This is a genomic window from Pararhizobium qamdonense (assembly GCF_029277445.1).
GTDB classification, from domain to species: domain Bacteria; phylum Pseudomonadota; class Alphaproteobacteria; order Rhizobiales; family Rhizobiaceae; genus Pararhizobium; species Pararhizobium qamdonense.
Genome location: NZ_CP119567.1, coordinates 616,869 through 633,397, shown reverse-complemented (window position 1 = coordinate 633,397; position 16,529 = coordinate 616,869). Strand labels below are relative to the sequence as shown.

The window sequence follows — 16,529 nt, the reverse complement described above, 5'->3', positions numbered from 1 at the left end:
GTACCGCGTATAGCCGTCACAGGAAGCGGTGGGGCGTCAGGTTCCTACCTTCAAGGACAGTGCGTGTGCCGACGCTGCATGCGTTGGATTCCGAAGTGGCCGCTGGGTCAATTCCGCTATTCGAACAGCTCGCGGTTATCGGATTCGATTTGCGGCAGGTCGTTCAAGATGCCGTTGAGATGCGCCCGCATGGCGTCAGCGGCGGCATCGGCGTTTCTGGCGTCGATCGCGGTGACGATCTTTTCATGCTGCTCGATGAGATTGTTCATCGAGGTGGGGTTGCGAAGTTGCAGGTTGCAGACCCTGTCCATATGCGCCTTGATATCGGAAATCGCATTCCAGGCGAGACCGCAGCCCGCACCTTCCGCGATTGCGATGTGAAACTGCTCATCCTCCCGCCGGAATGCATTGTGGTCGTGATCGGTCGCGGCCATCTTCTGGCGCAGCAGGATGCTGTCGATCTTCCGGCGTGTCCATGTGTCGAAGCTTTCGCTGGCACGGCGGGCCACAGCCACTTCGATCGCCTCGCGCACGAAACGCGCCTCCATCATTTGACGGGCTGATATCCGGACGACCACCGTGCCGCGATTGGGGCGGATCTCCACCAATTTCGATTTTCCAAGAGCGATCAGCGCTTCGCGGACCGGCTGTCGCGACACGCCGAGACGGGACGCGATTTCCTGTTCGGAGAGGCGCGAGCCGGGGGCGAGGTCCAGCCGGATGATGGCCTCGCGCAGATCGCGTTCGACCTGCGCCGCCGTGGTTTCCCCGGTCTCGATCTTCAATGTTTCAAGGTTCATGCTTTTCGCCGCCGCTGTCTCGTTGACATCCGTTTATAACCACCATACAGTACCATACACATTAGCGGTAACACAAGCGCGGCGCTCGATACGCCGGGCCGGAATGGAGGAGCCGGGACGGATATCCCGGTTGGTTGATGACGATACAGAACAATTTCATAGCGCCCGATTCTAATGATCCGCGGCTACAGAGTAAATCCCGCTACCGGATGCTTGTCGATGGCAAGTCTGTCGACGCGCAGTCGGGCAAAACCATCGATCGCGTCAGCCCCGGCCATGCCGGCATCGTTGTCGGCACATGGCCTGACGCGTCTGCGGATGACGTCCGCGCCGCCATCGCTGCCGCCCGCCGCGCCTTCGATACCGGTCCCTGGCCGCGCATGTCGGGTGCCGAGCGGTCGCGGCTGATGTTCAAGACCGCCGAGCTTATTCTCGCCAATGTCGAAGAGATCGCGCTGATCGAGAGCCTGGAGGTTGGAAAGCCGATCGCGCAGGCGCGCGGCGAAATCACCTTCTGCGCCGATCTCTGGTCATATGCGGCAGGTCAGGCCCGTGCGCTGGAAGGCCAGACCCACAACAATATCGGCGACAATCGTCTCGGCCTCGTGCTGAGGGAGCCGGTCGGCGTCGTCGGCATCATCACGCCATGGAACTTTCCCTTCATCATCGCCTCCGAGCGCGTGCCTTGGGCGATTGGCGGCGGTTGCACGGTGGTGCTGAAGCCATCCGAATTCACCTCCGGCACCTCGATCCGGATGGCGGAACTGGCGCGCGAAGCGGGCATTCCCGACGGCGTCTTCAATGTCGTCACCGGTTACGGCGATCCGGCGGGCCAAATCCTGGCGGAAGATCCGGGCACCGATATGATCGCCTTCACCGGCTCGGTCAGGGTTGGAACGAAACTCGGCGAGATCGCCGCCCGCAGCGTCAAGCGCGTTGGCCTGGAACTGGGTGGCAAGGGGCCGCAGATCGTTTTTGCAGATGCGGACCTTGACGCGGCCGCCGACGGCATCGCCTATGGCGTCTACCACAATGCCGGCCAATGCTGCATCTCGGGAAGCCGGCTTCTCGTTCAGGAGGGCATCCGCGATGCGCTGATGGAGCGCCTGCTCGACATCTCCCGCAAGGTGACCTTCGGTGATCCGTTGAACGAGCGCACGAGGATCGGTGCGATGATCTCGGAGGCTCATGCCGCCAAGGTCCATTCCTATGTCGAGGCGGGACAGGCGGACGGGGCCGAATTGCTGCTCGGCGGCATGCGGGTCGGGGAGGGCTCGGGCCTCTACTACGCGCCGACCGTGTTTTCTGGCGTCACGGCCGATATGTCGATTGCCCGCGAGGAGATTTTCGGTCCGGTTCTGTCCACGCTGACATTCAAGACGGCCGATGAGGCAGTCGCCTTGGCCAACGCCTCGGAATTCGGCCTGTCGGCCAGCGTCTGGTCTACCAATCTCGAAAACGCGCTGCAAAGCATCCGGCGTATCCGCGCGGGGCGCTGCTGGATCAACAGCGTCATCGACGGTGCGCCTGAATTGCCGATCGGCGGCTACAAGAAGAGTGGTCTCGGACGGGAGCTCGGCCGCTACGGTTTCGACGAATATTCGCAGTTCAAGGGCATTCACGTGACCTTGGGCCGGCCGGATCCTTGGTTCCGGTGAGCATGCTCACCGGCATCTGAGGCAGAGGAGGAGTATCCCGGCTGGCGCGATCTTTGGTCGGAGCCCGCCAGCCGGGACATGGGTCTTTCGACCCCGATTGCACATCCAAAGGGAGGATACGCAAATGAAATTGACCAGACTGAAAACCGCAATGCTTGCGGCATGCGCAGCTATGGCTTTCACATCCACCGCCGTGGCGGCCGATGTCAAGGCGACGATGATCATCTACCTCGATCCGAGTGTCCAGTTCTTTAACCCGGTCGTCAAAGGCGCACAAGATGCCGCCGCCCAGTTCGGCGTCGATCTCGACGTGCAATATGCCAACAACGATCCGGTGCGCCAGAACGACCTGATCGAAAGCGCCACAGTGAGCGGCGTCGATGGCATTGCTGTTGCCATTTCTTCGTCGGATGCGTTCGACGCCAGCATTTGCGCTGCCGTCAAGGCAGGCATCATCGTCATCGGTTTCAACAATGACGACCTCGATGGCGCCAAGGGCAATTGCCGCCAGGCCTATGTCGGCATGGATGAATTCGCCTCCGGTTACGAGCTCGGCAACCGCATGATCGAGCAGTTCGGCCTGAAGGAAGGCGATGTCGTCTTCAATCCGCGCGAAATTCCAGAAGCCTCATTCGCTGTCGCCCGTGGCGGCGGCATCGAAAAAGCGATGAAGGAGAAGGGCATCAAGGTGGAAACGGTGCGCTCCGGGCTCGATCCCGCCGAGGCGCAGAATATCATTGCCCAGTTTCTGATCGCCAACCCCACCGTCAAGGCGCTGTTCGGCACCGGATCGGTCACCTCGACCGTCGGCGCCGGCGCCATCAAGGATGCCGGCATCGATATTCCTTTTGGCGGGTTCGATCTGGCGGTGGAAATCGTCAATGCCGTGGAATCGGGCGCCATGTTCGCAACGATGGACCAGCAGCCCTATCTGCAGGGCTACTATCCCATCGCCCAGATCGCACTGGCCAAGAAATATGGTCTGACGCCCACCGATGTCGATACGGGCCAGGGCGCCTTCCTCGACAAGTCGCGCATCAGCTCGGTCAAGCCGCTGATCGGCAGCTACCGCTAGCGCGTTTCGCCTGAGAGACCTTCCGGCCACCAGCTGGAAGGTCATCGCGATCCCTGGAACAGAGTGATGACAGTGACCTATGCCATGACCGACAGTACCGTGCCAAAATCGCGCACGAAAAAACAATCGCTGCTGAAGCAGATCATGACGATGCCGGCCGGAGCCATTCTCCTGGTCTTCGCGACCCTGCAGATCGTCTGCATCGTTGGCGCGCTCGCCTATCCCGACGACTTCCGCTATTTGTCGCCGCAGAACCTGACGATCCTGATGAAGGCCATTCCGGTGCTCGGCTGCCTGGCGCTCGGCGCGGGTATCCTAATGATCGCCGGTGAATTCGACCTGTCGATCGGCTCGGTCTACACGTTGACGGCCGTCCTGATGGCAAGCCTCGTCGATGGCGGCATGAGCGCGTTCATTGCCGCGCCGCTCGGCATTCTGCTCGGCGTGATGATCGGACTTCTCAACGGTACGATCACGCTGCGCTTCGGCCTGCCGTCCTTCATCGTGACGCTCGGGGGACTGCTGTTCTGGCGCGGTGCGGTGCTGCTCTATAATGGCGCCGTCCAGGTCCGGTTCGATCCGGAGCCTGCCTTTACCAGCCTGTTTGCCGGGACGATCTTCGGCATCAACGCCGCCTTCATCTGGATCGTGCTGTTCGTCATCGGCTTTTACCTGCTGCTGCACCGTCACAGGTTCGGCAATCATGTCTTTGCGACCGGTGGCAACCCCGCTGCGGCGACCGCCATCGGCATCAACACCGATCGCGTCAAGATGATCGCCTTTGCCATTGCCGGCGGCATGGCGGCTGTTGCCGGCATCATCGCCACGGCGCGCGTCGGCAGCGTTCAGCCAGGGCAGGGGGCGGGGCTGGAACTCCAGGCGATCGCCGCCTGCGTCATCGGCGGGCTTTCATTGCGCGGCGGGCGCGGCTCGATCATCGGGATCTTCCTCGGCGTCATGCTGATCCACACCATCACCGATGTGCTGCTGCTGCTCAGGGCCCCGGGCTTCTATCTCGACATGTTCATCGCCACGCTGATCGTGGTCGCGGCCGCCTTCAACCATCTCATCGAACGCCGGGGGGCTGCATGATGTCCGCACCCAATCTTCTCGAACTGCACAATATCTCCAAGAGCTTTGGCGCATTGACGGCGCTGCGCGACCTCAGTTTCCACATTGGTCCCAATGAAGTCGTCGGCCTTCTCGGCGATAACGGCGCCGGCAAATCGACCACGGTCAACCTGATATCGGGGATCCACAAGCCGACCTCCGGCCACTTGAGCGTCGATGGCCAAAGGGCGGTGTTTACCTGCCGGTCCGATTCCGCCGATGCCGGGATCGAAACGATCTACCAGAACACGGCCCTGGTGGATTCGCTCTCCATCACCCGCAACATCTTCATGGGACGCGAGCGCACCAATGCGTTCGGCTTCCTGAAACAGGGGGAGATGCGCGACATCGCCATGGAGGTGCTGGAAAAGGCCGTCCATATTTCCGGCATTGATTCTCCCGACAAACTGGTGGGCGACCTCTCCGGCGGCCAGAAGCAGGCCGTCGCCATCGCGCGTGCCGTCTTCTTCAAGCGGCGGGTGCTGCTGCTTGACGAGCCGACCTCGGCTTTGTCGGTGCGCGAAACCGAGGCCCTTCTGGCGCAGGTGCTGAAGCTGAAGGCCGAGGGCGTGTCGAGCGTGCTGGTGACGCACAATCTCTATCACGCCTACCAGGTCTGCGACCGGTTCGTGATCATGAGCCACGGGACCAAGGTATTCGATGTGCAAAAGGCCGATACCAGCATCAGCCAGCTCACCGAATATGTCGTCCTCACCTGACCCTTTCCTTCAAAGCCAAGAGGCAAATGCCGTGACAATTTCCGTAAACGTGCGCCAGGTCGTCGGACCAGAAGACACCGCCCGGCGCGATACGAAAGGCCTGCGCGAAGGCTTCCTCATCGAGGGGCTTTTTTCCAAAGGCCAGATCAATCTCACCTACAGCCATCTTGACCGGATGATCGCCGGCGGCATCGTGCCTGTGGAGCAAACGCTTGTCATCGACGAAGTCAAGGAAACCGGCACCAGCCAGTTCCTCGAACGGCGCGAAGCGGCCATTCTCAACATCGGCGGCAAGGGCACGGTAACGGCCGGGGGTGCCGAGTATCCGCTGGGGTTTCAGGACGCACTCTATGTCGGCATGGGGCAGGGGACGCTATCGTTTCGCAGCGACGATCCCAATAACCCCGCCGCATTTTATCTGCTGAGTGCCCCGGCACACCGCGTCTGCCCGACCGTGCTGATCACGCTCGACATGGCAAAGAAGGTGCGTACCGGCTCGGCCGAGGAAGCCAATGCCCGGACGATCAACCAGTATGTGCATCCGGACGTCTGCGAGAGCTGCCAGCTTCTGGTTGGCCTGACGATCTTCGAGCCCGGTTCCGTCTGGAACACCATGCCCGCGCATGTGCATGACCGGCGCATGGAGGTTTATCTCTATTTCGGCATGGATGAGGCGACCCGCATCTTCCATTTTATGGGTGAACCGCATGAAACGCGGCACCTCGTGCTGAAAAACCTTGATGCGGTGCTGTCGCCGGGGTGGTCCATCCACTCCGGTGCCGGCACCGGACGCTACTCCTTCATCTGGGCGATGGCCGGCGATAATATGAGCTTTACCGACATGGACAAGGTTCCGATGGAAAGCCTGAGATGAACCCGTTCGATCTTTCCGGCCGCTGCGCCATCGTCACCGGCGCAAACACGGGCATCGGCCAGGCGATCGCCGTGGGCCTTGCCAATGCGGGCGCCGACATTATTGGCGTCGGACGCTCGCCGATGGACGAAACCGCTGATCTCGTCACCACTGCCGGCCGGGTGTTTCACCCGCTTCTGGCCGATCTCTCCAGGATGGACGAGGTGCGCGCCGTCATCGCGGATGCCTGCGCCATCCGGCAATCTCCCGATATTCTGGTCAATAATGCGGGGATTATCAGACGCGCCGATACGATCGATTTCACCGAGGAGGATTGGGATGCCGTGATGGACACCAATCTCAAATCGGCATTCTTTCTCTGCCAGGCCTTTGCACGGGTGGCAATGGCGCAAAAGCTCCCCGCCAAGATCATCAACATCGCCTCCCTCCTGTCGTTCCAGGGCGGCATTCGGGTGGCATCCTATACCGCCGCAAAAAGCGGCCTTGCCGGGCTGACGCGATTGATGGCCAATGAATGGGCAGCGCATGGCATCAACGTCAACGCCATCGCCCCCGGCTATGTCGAGACCAACAATACCACGGCACTGCGGGCAGACGCCGAACGCAATGCCGATATCCTCAAGCGCATTCCGGCCGGACGCTGGGCTCGGGCGGATGATATGGCGGGCGCCGCCGTTTTCCTCGCCTCGCACGCCTCGGACTATGTGCACGGCACTGTCCTTCCGGTCGATGGCGGATGGCTGGCACGATGACGGAGAAACCAATGCCTGAGCACATCACATTACCGGAAAACCTCATCTGGACGGAACCCTCCCCCGGCAACCGCCGCGCCGTTCTCTCGCACCGGCCCGAACTGATGCTCGTTGCCTTCAGCTTCGACAAGGGCGCCATCGGCGCCCTGCATTCCCACCCGCATACGCAGGTCAGCTACGTGGCCAAGGGCGTTTTCGAAGTGACGGTCGATGGCACAACCACCACACTGCCCACCGGCAGCAGCTTTATCGTCGCACCAAACCTCGTCCATGGCGTCGTGGCGCTTGAGGAGGGATTGCTGATCGACACGTTCACGCCCAGACGGGACGATTTTTTGTAGTCTGTCTTCGGCTGCACTTGTCAGCGCTCGAACGGTTCGCCGAGCGAGGCCGGCATTTCAGCTTTGGCAAGCAGCGGCCACAAATTCCACCTCCTTGAAAAGCGATATCATAATGTATATTTTGATATCAAAGCTATCGTTCTTTCGAGGTGATATCAATGCCGGCTGTTATCATTCGCAATCTGTCCGAGGAAACGCATCGCGCTTTAAAGGTGCGAGCAGCTCACCATGGCCGAAGCACCGAGGCGGAAATCAGGGACATTATTGAAGCGGCTGTTCGTCCCGCTGAGCGTGTCAAACTCGGGTCTTTACTGGCGGCCATCGGCCGTGACGCGGAGCTTTCTGACACCGATGTTGAAGTGCTACAGCAAAACCGCGGTAAGGCACCCGCCGAGCCTATGACATTCGAATGATCTTGCTTGATACCAACGTGATATCGGAGCCTTGGAAACCGGCCCCTGACGAGACAGTGGTCGCCTGGCTGGACGCGCAAGCAGTTGAGACGCTGTTTATCTCAGCGATAACAATTGCCGAACTGCGTTTTGGGATCGCCGCCATGCCCGCTGGGAAACGGCAAACTATTCTCCGTGATCGCCTGGAGGTCGAAGTGCTTCCGCATTTTGCGGGGCGTATCCTGCCTTTTGGCGTTGCCACGTCGCAGTTTTATTCGGAACTGATGGTGCGCGCTCGGTTGTCCGGTAAGGCGATCGGCGAGGCCGATGGATATATTGCAGCCACGGCAGCAGAAAACCGTCTTGCGGTCGCAACCCGCGACATCAATCCTTTCGAGGCTGCTGGGTTGAAGGTGATCAACCCTTGGATCCTACAGCAATTAAGTTGACCGCCACGACCCGGATCTATCCCGCGATCCAGATATGAAACATCAGTAAAACACTCGCTAAGCTCAACGAGACCTCCGTTGAGGTGCGCACCGGAATCCTCGCAAGGACAAAGGGCAAGAGGAAGCCCAATACGACAATCAACCCACCCGCGCCGATTGTCGCGTCGTTGAATGCCAACCCCAGAGCGCTGAGGCAGATTGCACTTGCCAGGGTTGTTGCCGGTGCGCGCAAGATTTCAACACCAGTGGACGGCGAGAAAATCGGGCGAAACCGGCTCCAACTGAGCGCGATGGCCAAGCTGAGCGAGAGGGCGGCCAGGATATTCGTCGCCATCATCCGCGCCTCCGAATTTTTATCGGTTGCGAGGGGTTCGACATCATCGCCGTCGATCGGCCTGCTTTCGAAAACACACGGCCGACCCCAATCAGCACAGGGTTCTCGACGCCGATAAGCGTCATGGCCTCTGCCATCGTGTCGAGTGTGCCGGCCCATTGCGTTTCGTCGCTGCCTGTCACGGCGCTCATGATGACGGCTGGAGTGTTCCCGTCCATCCCCGCCGCAAGCAACCGCGCGCTGATCTCGCCTGCTGTGCGGCCACCCATGTAGAAGATCGTCGTGGTCGCGGGCTTTGCAAGATGTTGCCAGTCGAGATTGGCGGGCAGGTGGCCGGAGCGGGAGTGGCCGGTGACGAACTGGACTGCCTGGGCATGGTCGCGATGGGTCAGTGACACCTTCAGCCGTGCGGCCATGGCGCTCGCGGATGTAATCCCGGGTACGATGTCTACCGGGATGCCCTCTTTTTCCAGAGAGGCGATTTCTTCTCCGGCGCGCCCGAAGATCATCGGGTCGCCGGATTTCAGCCTGACGACGCGCTTGCCTGCCTTGGCGAGCGAAATCATCATGGCGTTGATATCTTCCTGCTTGCAGCTTGTCCGGCCGCCGCGTTTTCCCACCAGCAGACGCTTTGCCTCGCGCCGGGCAAGTTCCAGGACGTCGCTGGACACGAGATCGTCGAACAGGATGACGTCGGCAGCCTGTAGGGCCCGCACCGCTTTCAACGTCAGGAGCTCGGCATCGCCGGGGCCTGCGCCAACGAGTGTGACGCGGCCGGTGGATGAATTTTCTGCAGCGCCTAAGCCGCTGGCGACTGTCAGGAGATCATCTTCGATGCCAGCGTCCGGAGCCGGGCCAAAGGCGCGATCGACAAAACTTTCCCAGAAGGCACGGCGCGGCGCTCCGGGTTTGAGCCGTTCATTGACTTTCGCGCGCAAGTTATGCGCCAGCGCTGCCCATGACTTCAACGATGGCGGCAAGAGCGTTTCGATCCGGCGGCGGATGGCCTGTGCCAGGATCGGCGCCGCCCCATCGGTCGAGATGGCGACGACGACAGGCGACCGGTTGACGATCGACCCGAATTGGAACTGGCAGTATCTGGGCTTGTCGATGATATTGACGGGAACCCCGGCCGTGCAGGCTGCCTCAAAGAAGTCGGCAGCGGCCGCGTCGTCCTCACAATCGGCAATGGCGATTGCAGCGCCGTCAAAGACCTGCGGCGACCATGCGCTATCGTGATGAAACAGCCGGCCTTCGCCCGCATCGGCGCCCCGGTTGATGATCTCCACGAACGTGTCGCTCAGTTCTTCGGCATAGACATGAACGTCAGCACCGCAAGCGAAGAGGAGCTCGGCCTTCCAGGCCGCCGCGTCCGAACCGCCGGCGATAATGGCGCGCTTGCCGGCAAGCGCCCAGAAGACCGGCAGCGTGGCGAGCGGCGGCATGCGGGCAGGGGTGCGGTTATTCGGCAGCAGCTGCAAGACATCCATCGATGATCCCCCTGATTTCCGCGCGGCAGGAGCCGCAATTGGTTCCGGCGTTCAAGTCCCGGCCGACGGCTTCAACGCTATGGCAACCGCTGCGAACGGCAGCGACGATCTGGTTGATGCCGACGCTGAAGCAGGAGCAGACAGTGGCGCCGGGATCCATGCGGCCTGCACCCGGCCGGCCGGCCACAACCGCAAAGCGCTTGCCGATTTCGCTGTGGGAAACCGTCAGTTGTTCGATCGCCCAGTTGCGGGCAACGGCAACCGGTTCGCGCGCAACAAACAGAGCGGCTGCCAGCCGGTCTCCGTCAAAGAAGGCCAGGCGCAGATCGCCGGACTGCGCATCGGCATAGCCGAGCGGCTCGATATGGGCGGGAATGTTGAACTGCATCCGGCACCATTCCGACCAATCCTGCGGCGCCGTGTCAAAAGCGAGTTCGATGCGCCAGCCGCCGTCCGCCTTTGCCAGCGCCCAATAGGCGCTATCCGGATGCTGCGGCTTGATTGCGGAAACCGCAAAACCATAGTGAGAGACTGCAAAAGGCCGCGCGGCAACAGCGATGTTCTTGGAGGCGGGCTGGCCGGAAACGGGGTCGGTGACCGGGGCGACGACGGCGTCGATCCTGGCCTTGGCAGAAAACTGGCCATTCCAGTGCATCGGCACGAACAGGCTTCCGCGCGCCTGCCGGTCGGTGACGAGGGCGCGCACCACGGCCTTGCCATAGGGGCTTTCGATCTCGACCAGTGCAGCGCTGGTGATGCCCATCTCCATGGCATCGCGGGGATGGATTTCGGCGAAGGGCTCGGCGATATGCGCAGACAGGCGCGCGCTCTTTCCCGTGCGCGTCATCGTGTGCCACTGGTCGCGGATGCGGCCCGTGTTGAGCGTGAAAGGCAAGCCTGCGCTGGTTCGATCTGTGACGGGTGCATGAACGGCAATGAAACGCGCCTTACCATCGGCGTGATAAAAGCCGCCATCGCGGAAGAAGCGCGTCTCCTTCGCCGTCGTGCCTCGCGGCTGCGGCCATTGGAACGGCATCAGCGCATCGTAGGATTCATCGTTGGATTGCGCATGGGCGCCAATATCGAAATCGCGGCTGCCGCCGTTTTCAAAGGCTGAAAGCGCTGCATGTTCGGCAAAGATGGCGGCGGCGGATGAAAAAGAAAAGGCGCCGGCAAAACCCATGCGGCGGCCGACTTCGGCCATCTGCCACCAGTCGGCCTTGGCTTCGCCGGGTGCTGAGAGAAAATCGCGCTGACGGGAGATGCGGCGTTCGGAATTGGTGACCGTTCCATCCTTTTCGCCCCAGCCAAGCGAGGGCAAAAGCACATGCGCGTATTGCGCCGTATCGGTTTTCTCAAGCACATCGGAGACGACGACGAAGGGGCAGGCGGCGAGCGCAGCCGCGACCGCATCGGCATCCGGCATTGAGACAACCGGGTTGGTCGCCATGATCCACAGGGCCTTGATCCGGCCATCGGCGACAGCGCGGAACATATCGACGGCCTTGAGGCCGGGTTTGCGGGCGATTACCGGTGATGCCCAGAAGCGCTGAACGCGGCCGCAGTCCTCAGGGTTTTCGATGGCCATGTGGGCCGCGAGCATATTGGCAAGCCCGCCAACTTCGCGTCCGCCCATCGCATTCGGCTGGCCGGTCAGCGAAAACGGCCCCATGCCGGGCCGGCCGATACGGCCCGTCGCCAGATGGCAATTGATGATGGCATTGACCTTGTCCGTGCCGGATGCGGACTGATTGACGCCCTGGCTGTAGCAGGTGACGACCTTTTCGGTCTCCTCGAACAACCGGTAGAACTGCCGAAGCTGCATGGATGGCAGGCCGGTCAGCTCCATCAGGCTGGCAATGCTGAGCGGCGAGGCGGCCGCGAATGCTTCAGCAAAGCCATTCGTATGCTTGCCGATATAGTTCTGGTCGATCGCTGCCGTGCCGGTAAGGTGGGCGAGAAGGCCCATGAACAGCGCCACGTCGCCATCCGGGCGGATCGCCAGGTGCAGGTCGGCAATATCGGCTGTCATGGTGCGGCGCGGATCGATGACGACGATCTTCATGCCGGGCCGGGCGGCCTTGGCTGCGGCAAGACGTTGGTAGATGACGGGATGACACCAGGCGAGGTTGGACCCGGTGAGGATCACCAGATCGGCAAGTTCGATATCCTCATAAGTGCCGGGAACGGTATCGGCGCCGAAAGCGCGCTTGTGACCGGCGACGGAGGACGACATGCAAAGGCGCGAGTTGGTGTCGATATTGGCCGAGCCGATAAAGCCCTTCATCAGCTTGTTGGCCACATAATAATCTTCCGTCAGCAGCTGGCCGGAGACATAGAAGGCAACCGAGTCCGGCCCGTGCCTGGCAATGGTTTGCGAGAAGCGAGAGGCAACACGGTCGAGCGCGTCGTCCCAGCTTGCCCGTTGGCCGTCCACCTGCGGGTGAAGGATACGGCCATCGAGATCGATGGTTTCGGCGAGTGCCGAACCCTTGGAACAGAGCCGTCCGAAATTGGCGGGATGATCGGGGTCGCCCTTGACGCTGACTTTGCCTGCGCCGTCGATTTTGGCAATGACGCCGCAGCCGACGCCGCAATAGGGGCAGGTGGTCCGGGTTTCAGTGGACATAGAGAATGTTCCGCTGCGGGGTTGCGAGATCGCTATGTGTTACCCCGCCATGTGCCCTATTCGCATCGCGTCGCGCACTTTCGTGTTTTCGATCCAGGGCAAAAGCGTCGAGATCCCTCTTCTCCCCAGCGGGGAGAAGTGCCGAGCGGATGCGAGGCGATGAGGGGGGCTTCGGCGAAGCCGGAGCCAGACAGAGGTGGCCTTCGGCCCCCCTCATCCGGCCCTGCGGGCCACCTTCTCCCCGCTGGGGAGAAGAGGACGCCAGGACGAAACCTCGGTCCAATTTTCGTGCCGCAAACTCCATCATGCGCCTATTCCGCCGCCATCATCAAACTCTCAAGCGCGATGAATAACGCACCATGGTCGTTACGCACCCGGATGGTCCGGACCTCGCCCTGGTCGGCACCCAAAGCCTTGCCGGTTTCAAGCGAGATGACCCAATTGTGCAGCGGGCAGGTGACGGCGGTTCCGTGGACGATGCCCTGGCTGAGAGGCCCGCCCTTGTGCGGGCAGTGATCCTCGATGGCGAAGACTTCGTTTTCAGCGGTGCGGAATACGGCGATCTTGCCCTGCGGGGTTTTCACGCAGCGCGCGCCGCGCAGTGGAATGTCGGTGATGTCGCCGATCGCGATCCAGTTCATGTCCATCGTCATCACTCCGCAGCCTCCGGATAACCGACCGTCGCCATCGGCCGGAATTCGTGCTTGTCCTTGCCGGAGACACGCTCCGACCAGGGATCGACCTGGGCGAATTTTTGCGAAAAGACGAAACGGTCGTAATAGGCCTGGCGCTTGCCGGCATCGCCCATGATCTGGCGGCGGATTTCATCGAGGCCGATGCGCTTTGCCCATTTGTAGATGCGCTCGAGATAGCGGCCCTGTTCGCGGTACATCTGGGTGAGCGCCACGATATATTGCAGCGCCTCATCCTCGGTCTTGACGAGGCCCAGCACTTCGGTGCCCTTGATGTCGAGCCCGGCGGCACCGGCAAAATGAAGTTCGAAGCCGCTATCGACGCAGATGACGCCGATATCCTTGCAGGTGGCCTCGGCGCAGTTTCGCGGACAGCCGGAGACCGCGAGTTTCAGCTTGGCCGGTGTCCAGGAACCCCACATGAACTTTTCGATGCGAATGCCGAGCCCGGTCGAATCCTGCGTGCCGAAGCGGCACCAGTCGGACCCCACGCAGGTCTTGACCGTGCGCAGACCCTTGGCATAGGCCTGGCCGGAGATGAAGCCGGCCTTGCCGAGATCGGCCCAGACGGCCGGCAGGTCCTCCTTCTCGATGCCGAGAAGGTCGATGCGCTGCCCGCCCGTCACCTTCACCAGGGGGATCTCGAACTTGTCGACGACGTCGGCAATCGCGCGCAGCTCGCCGGCATTGGTCACGCCGCCCCACATGCGCGGAACCACCGAATAGGTCCCGTCCTTCTGGATATTGGCGTGGACACGTTCGTTGATGAAGCGCGACTGGTAGTCGTCGGCATATTCATCGGGCCAGTCGCAGACGAGGTAATAGTTGAGCGCCGGGCGGCATTTGGCGCAGCCGCAGGAGGTCTTCCACTCCAGTTCCTGCATGACAGCCGGAATGGTCTTTAAGCCCTTTGCCTTGATCAGGCGGCGCACATCGTCGTGACCGAGCTCCGTACAGCCGCACATCGGTTGAACGGCCTTTGGATTATAGGCATCGCCCAGCGTGATCGTCATCAGCTGCTCGACCAGCCCGGTGCACGAGCCGCAGGAGGCCGACGCCTTGGTATGGGCGCGGACGTCGTCGAGCGAGGTCAGCCCCTTGCCGGTGATCGCCGTGGTGATCTTGCCCTTGCAGACGCCGTTGCAGCCGCAGATTTCCGCATCATCCGGCAAGGCTGCAACGGCCGCCGTAGGGTCCAGCGGTGACCCTCCCTGGTAGGCCTGGCCGAAAATGAGCGTTTCGCGCATTTCGGAGATATCGGTGGCTTTCTTCTTCAGGTCGTTGAACCAGGCGCCATCGGCCGTTTCGCCGTAGAGCACGGTCCCGATGATACGGTTATCCTTCAGCACCAGCCGCTTGTAGACACCGGCGGTGGCGTCGCGCAGCACGATCTCGTCGCGGTCCTCGCCTTCTGCGAAATCGCCAAGCGAAAACAGATTGATGCCGGTGACTTTCAGCTTGGTTGGCGTGTCGGAATGCACGAAGGCGGGGGTGCGGTCGCCGGCCAGATGCGACGCGGCAATACGGGCCATTTCGTAAAGCGGCGCAACGAGACCATAGACCATGCCATCGACCTCGGCGCATTCGCCGAGCGCCAGGATATCACCATCGGAGGTCTGCATGCCGGCATCGACAACGATGCCGCGATTGACCGCAAGACCGGCCTCTTTCGCTAGTCCGGCGCTGGGCCGGATGCCCACGGCCATGACGACGAGGGTCGCCGGGATGATCGTGCCGTTGTCGAGTTCGATACCCTCGACCTTTCCATTGCCGATGATGGCTTTCGTGTTGGCCTTGCAGATAACCTTGATGCCACGGTCCTCAAGCGCACGCTGCAGCAAATAACCGGCGGCCGGATCAAGCTGGCGGTCCATCAGGGTGGGCGTGACATGCAGAACGGTGACGTCCATGCCACGGGAATTGAGGCCCGCCGCCGCCTCAAGACCCAAAAGACCGCCACCGATAACGATGGCTTTTTCGCGCGACTGGGCGGCGAGCAGCATGGCTTGCACATCGTCGATGTCGCGATAGGTAATGACGCCCGGAAGGTCCTTGCCGGGAACCGGAATGATGAAGGGGGTGGAGCCGGTGGCGATCACCAGCTTGTCGTAGCTTTCGGTGACGCCATGGTCGGAGGTGACCGACTTGGCCGCGCGATCAATCGCAACGATCCGGTGGCCTTTGTAGAGCGTGATGCCATGCTCGATATACCAGCCGTCGCCGTGAATGACGATTTGCTCATAGGTCTTTTCGCCCGACAGCACGGGCGAGAGCATGATGCGGTCATAGTTGACGCGCGGTTCGGCGTTGAAGATCGTGACCGTATATTTCCCCGGTGCCTGTTCGAGCAGGTGCTCCAGCATGCGGCCGGGTGCCATGCCATTGCCGATGATAACGAGTTTCTGGGTCATTCCGGTTACTCCGCAGCTTCGACGAAGCGGTGACGCTCGTAGAGAAATTTCAGCACGGCCTCGCGGCATTTGAGATAGGTCCGGTCCGAGGCCAGCTCGATGCGGGCGCGGGGCCGGGCGATCGGCACGTCGAGCACCTCGCCGATGGAGGCTGCCGGGCCATTGGTCATCATCACGATCCGGTCGGACAGGAGCACCGCCTCATCGACATCGTGGGTGATCATCAGCATGGTGTTGCCAAGCCGAAGATGAATGTCCATCACCGCGTCCTGCAGATGCGCGCGGGTCAATGCATCGAGCGCGCCGAAGGGCTCGTCGAGCAACAGGATCTTCGGCTCCATGGCAAGCGCGCGGGCAATGCCGACGCGCTGTTTCATGCCACCTGAGATTTCCGAAGGTCGTTTGTCCTTGGCATGGGCCATCTGCACGAGATCGAGATTGGCCATGACCCAGTCATGACGCTCCGTCTTCGTTTTACTGCGGCCGAACACCTTGGAGACGGCGAGATTGACGTTCTCATAGACGGTCAGCCAGGGCAGAAGGCTGTGGTTCTGGAAGACGACGGCGCGTTCGGGGCCCGGCGCATTGACCTCGCGGTTTTCGAGAAGCACAGCGCCCGCCGAGACCGGCGTCAGCCCGGCGATGAGATTGAGCAATGTCGACTTTCCGCAGCCGGAATGGCCGATGATGGAGACGAACTCGCCCTTGGCGATCGTCAGGTTGATGCCCTTGAGGACCTCGGTGCGGCTGCCCGCCCGGTCGAAATATTTGTCGATATGGTCGAGCTTGAGATAGGTGTCCAT

The 16,529-nt window shown here is 61.4% G+C and carries 16 protein-coding genes; 9 read left to right on the top strand and 7 right to left on the bottom strand.

Translation table 11 applies throughout. The annotated features are described in order from the left end of the window. Positions 1-116: 116 nt before the first annotated feature. On the bottom strand, positions 117-800 hold the full coding sequence (locus PYR65_RS24145) for a GntR family transcriptional regulator (protein ID WP_276121282.1): 684 nt from the start codon (positions 798-800) through the stop codon (positions 117-119). 143 nt (positions 801-943) lie between these two features. Here PYR65_RS24145 and PYR65_RS24140 point away from each other — a divergent pair, with 143 nt between their 5' ends. From PYR65_RS24140 to PYR65_RS24100, 9 genes are all read left to right on the top strand, one after another. Next, complete coding sequence (locus PYR65_RS24140; protein WP_276121807.1) at positions 944-2,458, top strand: aldehyde dehydrogenase family protein; 1,515 nt, start codon at positions 944-946, stop codon at positions 2,456-2,458. 124 nt (positions 2,459-2,582) lie between these two features. Continuing rightward, on the top strand, positions 2,583-3,533 hold the full coding sequence (locus tag PYR65_RS24135; protein WP_060636619.1) for a sugar ABC transporter substrate-binding protein: 951 nt from the start codon (positions 2,583-2,585) through the stop codon (positions 3,531-3,533). Between the two features lie 144 nt (positions 3,534-3,677). After that, the gene (locus PYR65_RS24130) at positions 3,678-4,625 is read left to right on the top strand and encodes an ABC transporter permease (RefSeq protein WP_060636903.1); all 948 of its coding nucleotides are present in this window, start codon (positions 3,678-3,680) and stop codon (positions 4,623-4,625) included. Beyond that, positions 4,625-5,362: an ATP-binding cassette domain-containing protein gene (locus tag PYR65_RS24125; protein ID WP_060636901.1), complete on the top strand. Its 738-nt coding sequence runs from the start codon at positions 4,625-4,627 to the stop codon at positions 5,360-5,362. Before PYR65_RS24130 ends, PYR65_RS24125 begins: the two co-directional genes overlap by 1 nt. A 31-nt stretch (positions 5,363-5,393) precedes the next feature. Then, on the top strand, positions 5,394-6,236 hold the full coding sequence (kduI, locus tag PYR65_RS24120; RefSeq protein ID WP_276121281.1) for a 5-dehydro-4-deoxy-D-glucuronate isomerase: 843 nt from the start codon (positions 5,394-5,396) through the stop codon (positions 6,234-6,236). Further along, positions 6,233-6,988 (top strand): 2-dehydro-3-deoxy-D-gluconate 5-dehydrogenase KduD, encoded by a 756-nt coding sequence (gene kduD, locus PYR65_RS24115; RefSeq protein ID WP_276121280.1) that lies wholly within the window; start codon positions 6,233-6,235, stop codon positions 6,986-6,988. Before kduI ends, kduD begins: the two co-directional genes overlap by 4 nt. An 11-nt stretch (positions 6,989-6,999) precedes the next feature. After that, positions 7,000-7,329 (top strand): cupin domain-containing protein, encoded by a 330-nt coding sequence (locus PYR65_RS24110; protein ID WP_276121279.1) that lies wholly within the window; start codon positions 7,000-7,002, stop codon positions 7,327-7,329. A gap of 158 nt (positions 7,330-7,487) precedes the next feature. After that, on the top strand, positions 7,488-7,742 hold the full coding sequence (locus PYR65_RS24105; RefSeq protein ID WP_276121278.1) for a FitA-like ribbon-helix-helix domain-containing protein: 255 nt from the start codon (positions 7,488-7,490) through the stop codon (positions 7,740-7,742). Continuing rightward, on the top strand, positions 7,739-8,170 hold the full coding sequence (locus PYR65_RS24100; protein WP_276121277.1) for a type II toxin-antitoxin system VapC family toxin: 432 nt from the start codon (positions 7,739-7,741) through the stop codon (positions 8,168-8,170). Before PYR65_RS24105 ends, PYR65_RS24100 begins: the two co-directional genes overlap by 4 nt. A gap of 16 nt (positions 8,171-8,186) precedes the next feature. Here the strand turns inward: PYR65_RS24100 and PYR65_RS24095 are convergent, their stop codons facing one another. The 6 genes from PYR65_RS24095 to PYR65_RS24070 form a co-directional block, all read right to left on the bottom strand. Then, a complete protein-coding gene (locus tag PYR65_RS24095) occupies positions 8,187-8,507 on the bottom strand; it encodes a hypothetical protein (RefSeq protein WP_276121276.1) in 321 nt (106 codons plus the stop codon). Continuing rightward, on the bottom strand, positions 8,504-9,994 hold the full coding sequence (gene cysG / locus PYR65_RS24090) for a siroheme synthase CysG (RefSeq protein WP_276121275.1): 1,491 nt from the start codon (positions 9,992-9,994) through the stop codon (positions 8,504-8,506). Before cysG ends, PYR65_RS24095 begins: the two co-directional genes overlap by 4 nt. Further along, on the bottom strand, positions 9,966-12,623 hold the full coding sequence (locus PYR65_RS24085) for a nitrate reductase (RefSeq protein WP_276121274.1): 2,658 nt from the start codon (positions 12,621-12,623) through the stop codon (positions 9,966-9,968). Before PYR65_RS24085 ends, cysG begins: the two co-directional genes overlap by 29 nt. A 311-nt stretch (positions 12,624-12,934) precedes the next feature. Then, entirely contained in the window at positions 12,935-13,270 is a 336-nt protein-coding gene (gene nirD, locus PYR65_RS24080; RefSeq protein ID WP_276121806.1) for a nitrite reductase small subunit NirD, read from the bottom strand. A gap of 5 nt (positions 13,271-13,275) precedes the next feature. Then, the gene (gene nirB / locus PYR65_RS24075; RefSeq protein WP_276121273.1) at positions 13,276-15,726 is read right to left on the bottom strand and encodes a nitrite reductase large subunit NirB; all 2,451 of its coding nucleotides are present in this window, start codon (positions 15,724-15,726) and stop codon (positions 13,276-13,278) included. 5 nt (positions 15,727-15,731) lie between these two features. Further along, positions 15,732-16,529: an ABC transporter ATP-binding protein gene (locus tag PYR65_RS24070; RefSeq protein WP_276121272.1), complete on the bottom strand. Its 798-nt coding sequence runs from the start codon at positions 16,527-16,529 to the stop codon at positions 15,732-15,734.

What these genes read in the sequence shown, in the direction of transcription:
- PYR65_RS24135 (WP_060636619.1), top strand. Translation starts at nt 2,583, where the DNA reads ATGAAATTGACCAGACTGAAAACCGCAATGCTTGCGGCATGCGCAGCT.
- PYR65_RS24125 (WP_060636901.1), top strand. Translation starts at nt 4,625, where the DNA reads ATGTCCGCACCCAATCTTCTCGAACTGCACAATATCTCCAAGAGCTTT.
- PYR65_RS24110 (WP_276121279.1), top strand. Translation starts at nt 7,000, where the DNA reads ATGCCTGAGCACATCACATTACCGGAAAACCTCATCTGGACGGAACCC.
- PYR65_RS24145 (WP_276121282.1), bottom strand. Translation starts at nt 800, where the DNA reads ATGAACCTTGAAACATTGAAGATCGAGACCGGGGAAACCACGGCGGCG.
- nirB (WP_276121273.1), bottom strand. Translation starts at nt 15,726, where the DNA reads ATGACCCAGAAACTCGTTATCATCGGCAATGGCATGGCACCCGGCCGC.
- PYR65_RS24130 (WP_060636903.1), top strand. Translation starts at nt 3,678, where the DNA reads ATGACGATGCCGGCCGGAGCCATTCTCCTGGTCTTCGCGACCCTGCAG.
- PYR65_RS24085 (WP_276121274.1), bottom strand. Translation starts at nt 12,623, where the DNA reads ATGTCCACTGAAACCCGGACCACCTGCCCCTATTGCGGCGTCGGCTGC.
- PYR65_RS24100 (WP_276121277.1), top strand. Translation starts at nt 7,739, where the DNA reads ATGATCTTGCTTGATACCAACGTGATATCGGAGCCTTGGAAACCGGCC.
- PYR65_RS24070 (WP_276121272.1), bottom strand. Translation starts at nt 16,529, where the DNA reads ATGGACACCTATCTCAAGCTCGACCATATCGACAAATATTTCGACCGG.
- PYR65_RS24105 (WP_276121278.1), top strand. Translation starts at nt 7,488, where the DNA reads ATGCCGGCTGTTATCATTCGCAATCTGTCCGAGGAAACGCATCGCGCT.
- kduD (WP_276121280.1), top strand. Translation starts at nt 6,233, where the DNA reads ATGAACCCGTTCGATCTTTCCGGCCGCTGCGCCATCGTCACCGGCGCA.
- PYR65_RS24095 (WP_276121276.1), bottom strand. Translation starts at nt 8,507, where the DNA reads ATGATGGCGACGAATATCCTGGCCGCCCTCTCGCTCAGCTTGGCCATC.
- cysG (WP_276121275.1), bottom strand. Translation starts at nt 9,994, where the DNA reads ATGGATGTCTTGCAGCTGCTGCCGAATAACCGCACCCCTGCCCGCATG.
- nirD (WP_276121806.1), bottom strand. Translation starts at nt 13,270, where the DNA reads ATGGACATGAACTGGATCGCGATCGGCGACATCACCGACATTCCACTG.